Source organism: Clostridium sp. AM49-4BH (assembly GCF_003478335.1).
Classification (GTDB): Bacteria; Bacillota; Clostridia; order Lachnospirales; family Lachnospiraceae; genus Butyribacter.
On the sequence record NZ_QUFB01000041.1, the window covers coordinates 17,896 to 27,427 of the forward strand.

7 protein-coding genes are annotated in these 9,532 nt (G+C 40.4%); 4 read left to right on the forward strand and 3 right to left on the reverse strand.

The window, feature by feature from the left end; all coding sequences use genetic code 11:
• Positions 1–23: 23 nt before the first annotated feature.
• The 3 genes from DW981_RS11065 to DW981_RS11075 are packed head-to-tail and all read left to right on the forward strand — an operon-like array spanning position 24 to position 5,741.
• Positions 24–3,491, forward strand: a complete 3,468-nt coding sequence (locus DW981_RS11065) for an HD domain-containing phosphohydrolase (protein ID WP_182434243.1) — start codon at positions 24–26, stop codon at positions 3,489–3,491.
• The gene (locus DW981_RS11070) at positions 3,488–4,705 is read left to right on the forward strand and encodes a BMP family ABC transporter substrate-binding protein (RefSeq protein WP_118507760.1); all 1,218 of its coding nucleotides are present in this window, start codon (positions 3,488–3,490) and stop codon (positions 4,703–4,705) included. Before DW981_RS11065 ends, DW981_RS11070 begins: the two co-directional genes overlap by 4 nt.
• A gap of 22 nt (positions 4,706–4,727) precedes the next feature.
• Entirely contained in the window at positions 4,728–5,741 is a 1,014-nt protein-coding gene (locus DW981_RS11075) for a transglutaminase domain-containing protein (RefSeq protein WP_182434244.1), read from the forward strand.
• Here DW981_RS11075 and DW981_RS11080 read toward each other — a convergent pair whose 3' ends face one another.
• The 3 genes from DW981_RS11080 to DW981_RS11090 are packed head-to-tail and all read right to left on the reverse strand — an operon-like array spanning position 5,742 to position 7,802.
• The gene (locus DW981_RS11080; protein WP_118507762.1) at positions 5,742–6,461 is read right to left on the reverse strand and encodes a LytTR family DNA-binding domain-containing protein; all 720 of its coding nucleotides are present in this window, start codon (positions 6,459–6,461) and stop codon (positions 5,742–5,744) included.
• A 10-nt stretch (positions 6,462–6,471) separates the two neighbouring features.
• Positions 6,472–6,909 (reverse strand): ATP-binding protein, encoded by a 438-nt coding sequence (locus DW981_RS11085; RefSeq protein ID WP_118507763.1) that lies wholly within the window; start codon positions 6,907–6,909, stop codon positions 6,472–6,474.
• A gap of 17 nt (positions 6,910–6,926) precedes the next feature.
• Positions 6,927–7,802 carry a hypothetical protein gene (locus DW981_RS11090; RefSeq protein ID WP_118507764.1) on the reverse strand — a complete coding sequence of 292 codons (876 nt, stop codon included), beginning with the start codon at positions 7,800–7,802 and terminating at the stop codon, positions 6,927–6,929.
• A gap of 1,158 nt (positions 7,803–8,960) precedes the next feature.
• Here DW981_RS11090 and DW981_RS11100 point away from each other — a divergent pair.
• On the forward strand, positions 8,961–9,419 hold the full coding sequence (locus DW981_RS11100) for a DUF2712 domain-containing protein (RefSeq protein ID WP_118507766.1): 459 nt from the start codon (positions 8,961–8,963) through the stop codon (positions 9,417–9,419).
• Positions 9,420–9,532: the final 113 nt, after the last annotated feature.

A 9,532-nucleotide genomic window follows, 5' to 3' on the forward strand; every position in this document is an offset into this window, starting at 1 on the left:
TTGTTTGCATCGGGATAAATTACATGGGAAAGGTATTGGCAGCAGATTGGCAATTGCCGTTGTGGATGGATTCCATCGGCACGGGGATGTCAGCGTGTTTACTTGGCCCTTTTTTTGGCGCTTTATGTGGTGCAACGAATAACATTCTGTACGGAATGAGAAATGTCACCAGTTATGCGTATGCAGTTACCAGCGTTGCGATTGCAATCGTTATGGGAATCTGTATGCGCAGACATATGATACGTGACTGGTTTGGTGTCTTTACGACCAGTGCACTTGTTTCGGTCGTTGCAGTCGTTGTCTCTACACCATTTAACTTGATATTTTTTCAAGGGTATAACGGCAACCTGTGGGGGGATGCTTTATTTGATATGTTCCGGTATTATCGTATTCCGGTCGTGATCGCCTCTGTGTTATCCGAGCTTCTCGTGGACTTTCCGGATAAAGTGGTTACGGTATGCATCATATTTGGTATATTGGGTATCATCACGAGCGATCGTTTCGAGTGCAATGCAGAGCGGAAATCTTCAGGTGCCTTAATGATCGGTATTGTCGTTACAGCGGCGTTAATTGGCAGTGGACAGAAGTGCGTTGCAGCAACAGCCGGTGATAAATATACATCGACGTATTCACAGACAGTATATAATGGCGAGAATGGCCTGATCGGTGGTGAGGCAAATGATATTGTAGAAACCAAAGATGGATATTTGTGGATCGGAACTTATTCAGGGCTGTATCGTTTTGATGGGTCTACGTTTGATACGATGTCCGATATGAAGGATGTCAAAAATGTAAATTGCTTGTTTGAGGATGAAGAAGGTCGTTTATGGATCGGAACCAATGACAATGGTGTATCGATCTATGTTCGAGATAAAATCAGTAACATATTGACGGTGCAGAATGATCTTGCATCCAACTCAATCCGCTGTATTGCCGAAGATGAGCAGGGAAATTATTACATAGGTACTTCGGATGCATTAAGTATCGTAACGATCAGTAATGGCCTGAAGGTGCGTAAAACCTTACAGGAAATCATGTATGCACGTTCTATAGCAATAGGCAAGGCTGGCGATGTTGCCGTTGTCAATAATTCAGGACAATTATTCATTATCAACAATCAGATGATCAAGGAGACGTTCACGTTAAAAACCGGCAATGCAGAAACATTTTATACTTGCTGTAAGTATATGGACAATGGGGATCTGCTGGTCGGAACAACGACAAATGAAATGTATCGTCTCCGTAAAACTAATGGAAAATATCGAACAATAAAACGCTATACAACGGGAAATCTTCAACAGATAAGCAGTATTGCTTCGGACGATCAGGGAAACTATTGGGTATGCAGTGGAAGTGGTATTGGCTATTTGCAAGGAGAGAAGTTTCATACGTTTGATACGAATACGTTCAACAGTTCTATTGACAATATGACGATGGATTATCAGGGAAATCTTTGGTTTACATCTTCTCGCCTGGGGCTTCTAAAGTTGTCTAAAACCTGCTTCACGGATCTTTTTCGACAGTACTCATTGGAGAAACGTGTTGTTAATACAGTGACAAAATGGCAGGACTGCATATACATTGGAACGGACGATGGACTGCAGATCATTGATGAAAAGCAACAGTGTGTGAGTGACAATAAATTGACACGCAAGCTTCGAGGACGAAGGATCCGCTGCATGACAGTAGATTCTGCCGGTCATCTTTGGATCGCTATCTCCGGAGAGGAGGGGTTACTCGAAGTGACACCATCTCTGCAGATCACAGAATATGGACCGCATAAAGGAACCATCAGCAATCGCTTTCGAACAGTGATGGAGCTGAAAGATGGGACGATGGCAGCATCCGAAAATACAGGAATAGATTTTATTCGAAATGGGAAAGTAGTGGCAACGATCGGCGAGGAGGACGGCTTAGGCAATCCTCAGATACTGTGTATGCTGCAGTGTTCGGATGGAACTATTTTAGCAGGAAGTGACGGAAGTGGTATTGCTGTGATCCGTAATAATAAGGTACAGCGTACGGTTTCAATGAAAGCGGGACTTACTTCCGATGTTATTTTGCGCATTGTTGCGCTTGATAAAGGATATTTGATCATTACCAGCAACGGATTATGCTATATGAATGATAAGCTGGAATGCAGAAGCCTGTCCGGTTTTCCGTACTCGAACAACTACGATGCAATGGTAAACAGCGATGGTAAAGTATGGATACTAGGCAGTGCAGGTATTTACATAGTTACTCAGGACAGTTTGATCCAAAATGAAAAATACACGTATGAATTGCTCGATGGCAAAAGAGGACTGGATGGTTCACTTACTGCTAACGCTTGGAATTATATCGATGATAAAGGTAACTATTATTTGTCCTGTAATAGTGGAGTGTATGTGGTAAATATTGAACAGTATAATAAAAATAAAACCATTTATCGTATGTGGCTCAATGACATTACGGTAGATGGAACCAAATATTATATCAGTAAAAGCGAAACGACATCGATCGGAGAGTCGGCGGATAAGATTGAGATCACACCGATTCTTATGAATTACACCAAAGAAGATCCATACATTAGTTATTATTTGAAAGGATTTGAGCACAAAAAGAATATTGTCCGACAAAGTGAACTTGGAACGATCGTTTATACGAACCTGCCGTCTGGAACCTATACGTTTGTAATCTCCATATTGGATTATACAGGGACGAAAGAGATCGAAAGCAGTTCGTATTCCATCGAAAAGCCGGAACGCTTTTGGGAGACGTGGTGGTTTAAGGCATATTATATTATTATTGCGGTTATGATCATTATGTACCTTACATGGCTGATCACGAGACTGCAAAGCAACCGCGTGATCGAGCGACAGAATCGCGAGATTGAATTAGCCAAAAAACAGGCGCAGATGGGTAATGAGACGATTCTTGCCATTGCAAAAACTGTCGATGCCAGAGATGAGAATACAAGCCAGCATTCGGAGCGCGTTGCAGAATATTCCGTGCTAATTGCAAAGCGGATGGGCTGGAGCAAAGAACGATGTGAAGCTTTGCGTAAGATCGCATTGCTGCATGATATTGGAAAGATCGGTATACCGGATGCCGTACTTAATAAGCCGTCACGATTGACGGACGAGGAGTATGAGATCATGAAGAGTCATGTGTTGATCGGCGGTGATATACTAAAAGATTTCACAATTGTGCAGGATGTGGCGGATGGCGCCAGATATCACCATGAACGTTATGATGGCAAAGGATATGCCAAGGGGCTGAAAGGAGAGGAAATTCCATTAAATGCGAGAATTATTGGGATTGCCGATGCGTTTGATGCAATGACCTCGAATCGTGTGTATCGGCAAAAGATGGATATGGATTATGTGTTATCAGAACTTCACAAGGGAAGTGGAACACAATTTGATCCCAATATCGTTAAAATTATGATCTCGCTGATAGAAGAGGGCATTATCGATCCGTCGAAGAGATACGAGGGGGGAGAAGCATGAAGAAACAAAAAATGGCAGCATTGATCACTTGTATTTTGGTAGTTGGCTTAGCGGGTGTATGGCATTGTGTTGTACAAAAAAGTCAGGTAAAGGAATCGATAAAAGTTGGTTTTGTCTATATTGGGGATGAAAGTAATCCTTATGTGTACAATTTTATTCGGGCACAAAAAAGCATTGAAAATCAGTTTGGTGATAAGGTGCAGGTTGTAGAGAAATTTAATGTACCTGAAAATGCAGTAGAGGAACCGCTTGTTGAATTGGCAAAAGAAAAATGTGATGTTATCTTTGCGACCAGTTATGGATATGGTAAGACAACGAAAGAAGTAGCTAAGAAATATCCGGATATACAGTTTTGTCAGGCAACAGGGGACAATGCGAATCAGAATCCCATTGTTTCTAATTACCATACCTACATGGGAGCAGTATATCAGGGAAGATATATTGCTGGAATTGTGGCTGGCATGAAATTGCAGGAAATGATCTCAGAAGGTAAGATTACACCGCAAGATGCTAAGATTGGTTATGTTGGAGCTTATGCTTATGCGGAAGTAATATCGGGATATACGGCTTTTTTGCTGGGGGCACGTTCCGTCGTTCCCGAGACAGTTATGACGGTCTGCTATGCAAATACATGGAGTAGTTATTCGTATGAAAAGGAGATTGCAAAGTCGTTGATAGAAGATGGCTGTGTGATCATATCGCAGCACTCAGATACCACAGGGCCGGCAGTTGCCTGTGAGGAGATGAGTCAGACCGACAAATATGAAGTGTATCATGTCGGTTACAATCAAGGCATGACCAGCGTGGCACCTACAACATCTCTGATCGGTTGCAAAGTCAATTGGGAGCCTTATGAATCCGCAGTGATTCAAGCGGTATTGGATGGCAAAAAGATTGAAAGTGAACTGGATGTACAAAAAGAAAAGAATGATGCGTGGGGCGGACTTGCAGACAATTGGGTACAAATGCTGGAGTTGAATGAAGTAATTGCAGCGCCCGGGACCAGGAAGGCTGTGAAACGCGCGATTGATGGATTCGCCAAAGGACAGATCAAGGTGTTCTATGGCAAATATACGGGGGTAAATCCGTTGAATCCTTCCGACAAGATAGATCTGACCAAAGAATATCAAGAAAATGCGAAAGCATCTGCACCGGGATTTTGTTATCAGTTGGATGATATTGTCACGGTAAAAGAAATGGATACACAACAATAAAAATGACGCTATGGAGGAAGATATGTCAGCCAAGAAAAAAATAATAAAGATCACGTTTGGGGCAGCAGCAATTATGATGCTGTTAAGTGGTAGAAATACAGCGAAGGTTTCGGCACAGACTGTGTCGGAAGATGGTGAGCGTTACCGCATTGAGCAAAATGAAGAGGATGGCAAACGGTATTTGACCGATCGTCATGGACAGACGGTGGCAGGGTGGCATGTACGTATCGGCAATAAATATTATCGTATTGGTAAAGTAAATGATATTGGTTTATGCCGATCTAAGCGATTCAAAATTATCTTTACTAAAAAGAATGGTCAACTCGTGCAAAATGGTATGGCGCGAGGATTTTCCTTTGATGCCAGGGGCTTACTGGCAGTGAAACGCGGGATCTACCGTATTAGTGGAAAATACTACTATATTGATCATGGCTATATGTATAGCAGGGACTATAGCAAAAAGGGAACACAGTATTTTATGAATCTGGATGGCAGTGTTGCTTATTATCGGAATAAGCATACCTGTTATGCGCCATCTGGTAAGAAACTGACAAAACAGCAGCGTAAGGAAGCGGTTGCCAGGGAACATGCGCGTGTGATCATTCGTGAATGTGTTCAGAAGCAGCATCGCAAAAAAGCGATGTCCCAGTCCAAAAAGTTGGACAAATGTTTTATGTGGGTTGTGAAAAATTATGATTACTCCGAACGAAAATGTGATGGTAAGAAAGGCTGGACATCGAAATCTGCAGATGCGTTATACCGTTTTCAAACCGGAGACTGCCGTACATTGTCCGTTGGATTTGCTTTTTTGGCTTCGGAACTTGGCTATAAGCGTGTTGTTATTGCGCAGGACACAAGTGATCGTTTTTCGGGAACGCATGTGTGGGCAGTCGTGAATGGAAAATGCTACGATCCGTTGTTTTACAATACAGCGAAACCAAAACGGTATCTTCCGGTATTCAAGGGATCTACGCAGAAACAATATACAGACAAAACCCATTGTACAGTTAATGGAAAGTTTCGTCCGGGAGACTGATCAGTTAATATAGGGATTCGAAGATCGGATCCAACGTTTTTTTACATCATCCGCATATTCTATAGATAAAGGATAGATCAGATCATTACTTCCAGTGATATCTTTTTGGGAGATACTCTGTATGTGATTGATATTCATAATAGTAGAACGGTTGGTTTGAAGAAAATAATCAGGAAGAGCATCACACAGCGTGTTGATAGTTGCTCGCTGTCGATACAAATCTGTTATTGTATCAATGGCAATATAATGGGAAGATTTGATACAGCGAAAGGCTATAATGTCAGAGTATTTTATCTGTTTTGTTTCGTGTTTGGATATGGAAATGGTATAACAGTCATCCATAAGCTGTGTGATCACCGGTGATAATGCGAATGTTATCTCTAGTAAGGTGACTGGTTTGACAATATAATACAAGGCACGTACGCGATATCCCTGCAGTGCATAATCCTCGTGGGCAGATAATATAATGATCGTACCAAGATAATTAGCATTGCGAAGAGATTGAGCAAGTGTTAATCCGGAGCCATCCGGCAGTTCGATATCTAAAAAAATAACATCAAAAGAAAGCATCTTATCAAGAGTGCACGAAGCGCAATCTGTAAAAACGGATGTATGTAATGTAACAAATTGCTCTTTGGCCCATTGGTTTAAGGTGGTTTGTAATTGTTGGCAGTGAGCGGGAGAATCCTCGATCATTGCTATGTTTAATTCTGGTTTCATATACGTTCTCCTATTTCTCCGGGATTAAAATAGTCACACAAAAAGAAGTGGAATTTTTTGTGATGTCTATAATCCCATTTGCAGCTTCTACAGTTTTTTGCACATTGAGTAGTCCAAAACCATGCTGACTTGTATCTGCTTTGCTGGTTCGCAGTGCATGATCTTTATCGGTTAAATATTCACCTGTTGATGTGTTCTGCACAATGATCTGCAGAGCGGCACGGAAAGGTTTCATGGATAGCACAATAGATGGTTGTGCTGCGGGATCCTGATGTTGCAGTCGTATACATGCTTCAATAGCATTATCTAATAGATTGCCTAAAATCGTTGTTAATTGCAGATCAGATAAGGGCATTTTATCGTTGACCAATAGGGAATGCTTTAATTCAATATGTTGTGATCTGGCATAACGTATCTTGCCGGACACAATAGCATCAATACTTGCCACTCCTGTATTTACATCATTTAGATAATCCGGGAGATTGTCCTGCAAGGATTGTATGTATTGTGTGATCTGTGAATCTTTATGATTGGCGGCGAGCCCTTTAGAGTCAACAGATGATTTTTGTAGTCATGCTTCCATGCCCGTATTCCATCTGCAGTTTCTTTGGCATGCTGCAATTCAGCTAATACAGTTTGTTCTTGATGTTGCTTTTGTACTAGATCTGCATTTCGTTTATTAGTAGCACTGATCTGGAAGATCAATAGAATCATAAACAGGATTATTATCATGACACTAAAGCTGATTCCCTGAAGACGAAAAAATATATTTTGTGGGATATTTTTTTCATAAGTGATCAGGATATCTAATAATATATTGCAACAGATCACGCCAAGTATACTGGTTATATATGTTGCAGCGTATAAAAAAGAGGACATCATTAAGTCTGCTTTCATTAATTTTGCAAACAATATACAAAATAAAGCACATATTAGTAAATACACGAAAGTAGAACAATAACGGTGATCACCCCCTAGATCAAATGAGCGTAGTGTCGATGCAAATAGTTGATCACATAATGAAAAGGAAAGCTTATCTGCAATCAAACTGATCAACGTAGGGAGTATGGATACATACACCTTTTTAGCAAGTGAGCCATCAAATAAGGCGAGGAGTAATAGTAAATCAAATAATAACAACAATAGTTGAACAAAACCATAGTTCATATTATTTATATTACAAAAACACGTAATAGCCGTTTCTATAATAATAGCACCGAAAATTCCAAAGTGTCGATAAGATGTGTATATCGGACGTACGGAAAATATTCGTGTGAAGAATAGGATAAATATTGTACTCTCTAATAGATTTACCATTATTTCCCAAATAGTTTCTATCATAAATTAGTACTCCTTAACTATATCTTATATATGTAATAACTACATATTAGCATATGTATTTACATAAGTCAATTGACGGCGATGAATTTGGGACTGTGACTGTGAATTATGGGAATCATAATATTAACATATCAGTTTTAGTAAGAAACTGTTTTTTGAGGCTCATGAGTGCTAAAATACAGGAACCGATAATGCCAGAGCAGATGGAGCTATAATAAGGTAAATGGCAAAGGTATAATATTACACTGAGTACGGATAGAACAAAAAAATTACGTAGGCACTTTGCTCTGGCATGTTGGATCTGATTAGCAGATAAAGGATGGTTTGGATGCCTGATAGGAGCAAAGTGGTAGATAATGAACAGGCAGGCAATATATGTGGGGATACAGAAAGAGGGATGATACAGCCAAAATCTGTTGATCAATAAGGAAAATATGCCAATGCTGGTGCTTAGACACAGGCAGCTAAAGTGTGTCTTACAATGGAATCCTCCAAGTTGTGTTCGTATCAAGAAAAAGCTGAGCGTCCATATGATCATAGCTGAGATCTGGTGCCAAAGTATCGCTACAATTAATAATAATAAATTGCCAATAAATTCACTGATAAAACATTCAATGCCGTATATATATACTTCTGCTTTGTCTGTAGCTTGTCCATATTTCATAAAATACTGTGTCAATAGTTCTGATAATCTGTGAATCATTTTTAACGTCCTTCCTGTGGGTATAATGTGGAGCATACGAACATGGTTGTAAGTTCATTATATTCTTAAAATATAGCCACTGTAATAGAAAAGTCAATATTAAAAAAAACTATTCAACGCCAAAAAAACGCAATTCAACGCCAAGTTATTGAAACCGGATAATGCGGATGCTATAGTGGCAATGTGAAATATTTTTGCAAACATGCCTTGTCGAGGCAGATGTTATGAGCCAATGTTGCCAGAAGAGTTACGGCATCACACAGGGGAGTAGATTTAGAAATCTACATGGGCGTATTGCTATTACGCCAAGAAATCTGCAGTACTTGAGAACAGACCCTCTGTACCGCAGATTAAAAGAACACACGATAATTATAGCATATTAGGTCTGTATATGCTATGGAAGTACACGATACTGCAGAAAATATAAAGTTTCTGCATGAGAAATGGAGGAAAATATGAGATTCAATAAAACAAAACTGTTAAGTTACGGTATTGTGTTGAGTATGACAGCGGTCAGCATGCTGTCAACCAGTCCGCTCGCGTCGGCAGCCGGCAACGTTACGGATGAGGAGTATTCATATGTCAAGGGCTTGGACAAAGATCCATTTTATACGAGATGGAGAGAAAAAAGGAATACATCAAAGGTGTATTGCTATCCGAAAAAATATGCCGCCACGTACACGATTGTAAAGGGCTGTTATTATGATAGCTATGAAAAAAAGCATATTAATCTGCGTGACTGCAGTTCCTGTGTCAAGATCCCGGTGGGAGTTCACGGTATCATTACCAATTCAGTACGTGAGGATGGTTGTAACCGTGCCAGTCTGTATATCAATTCCGGCAAGGAACAGGCTACCCAGGGAGTGTGGAGTCCGGACAGCACCGCAAACAGTTCTTACGTTGTCTTTAAGTAAGAGGGCAGTTTTTAATTGAGGGGAACTTGAGGGGATGATTCAGGATGGAGGAACGGAATGAAAACAGGAATGAAATGTCTGATCTTACTGTGTATTGGTGCAGCGCTGTGCTA

Excerpts from the sequence above, each read along its gene's own strand:
- DW981_RS11065 (WP_182434243.1), top strand. The coding sequence starts at position 24 with ATGGGAAAGGTATTGGCAGCAGATTGGCAATTGCCGTTGTGGATGGAT.
- DW981_RS11070 (WP_118507760.1), top strand. The coding sequence starts at position 3,488 with ATGAAGAAACAAAAAATGGCAGCATTGATCACTTGTATTTTGGTAGTT.
- DW981_RS11075 (WP_182434244.1), top strand. The coding sequence starts at position 4,728 with ATGTCAGCCAAGAAAAAAATAATAAAGATCACGTTTGGGGCAGCAGCA.
- DW981_RS11080 (WP_118507762.1), bottom strand. The coding sequence starts at position 6,461 with ATGAAACCAGAATTAAACATAGCAATGATCGAGGATTCTCCCGCTCAC.
- DW981_RS11090 (WP_118507764.1), bottom strand. The coding sequence starts at position 7,802 with ATGATAGAAACTATTTGGGAAATAATGGTAAATCTATTAGAGAGTACA.
- DW981_RS11100 (WP_118507766.1), top strand. The coding sequence starts at position 8,961 with ATGAGATTCAATAAAACAAAACTGTTAAGTTACGGTATTGTGTTGAGT.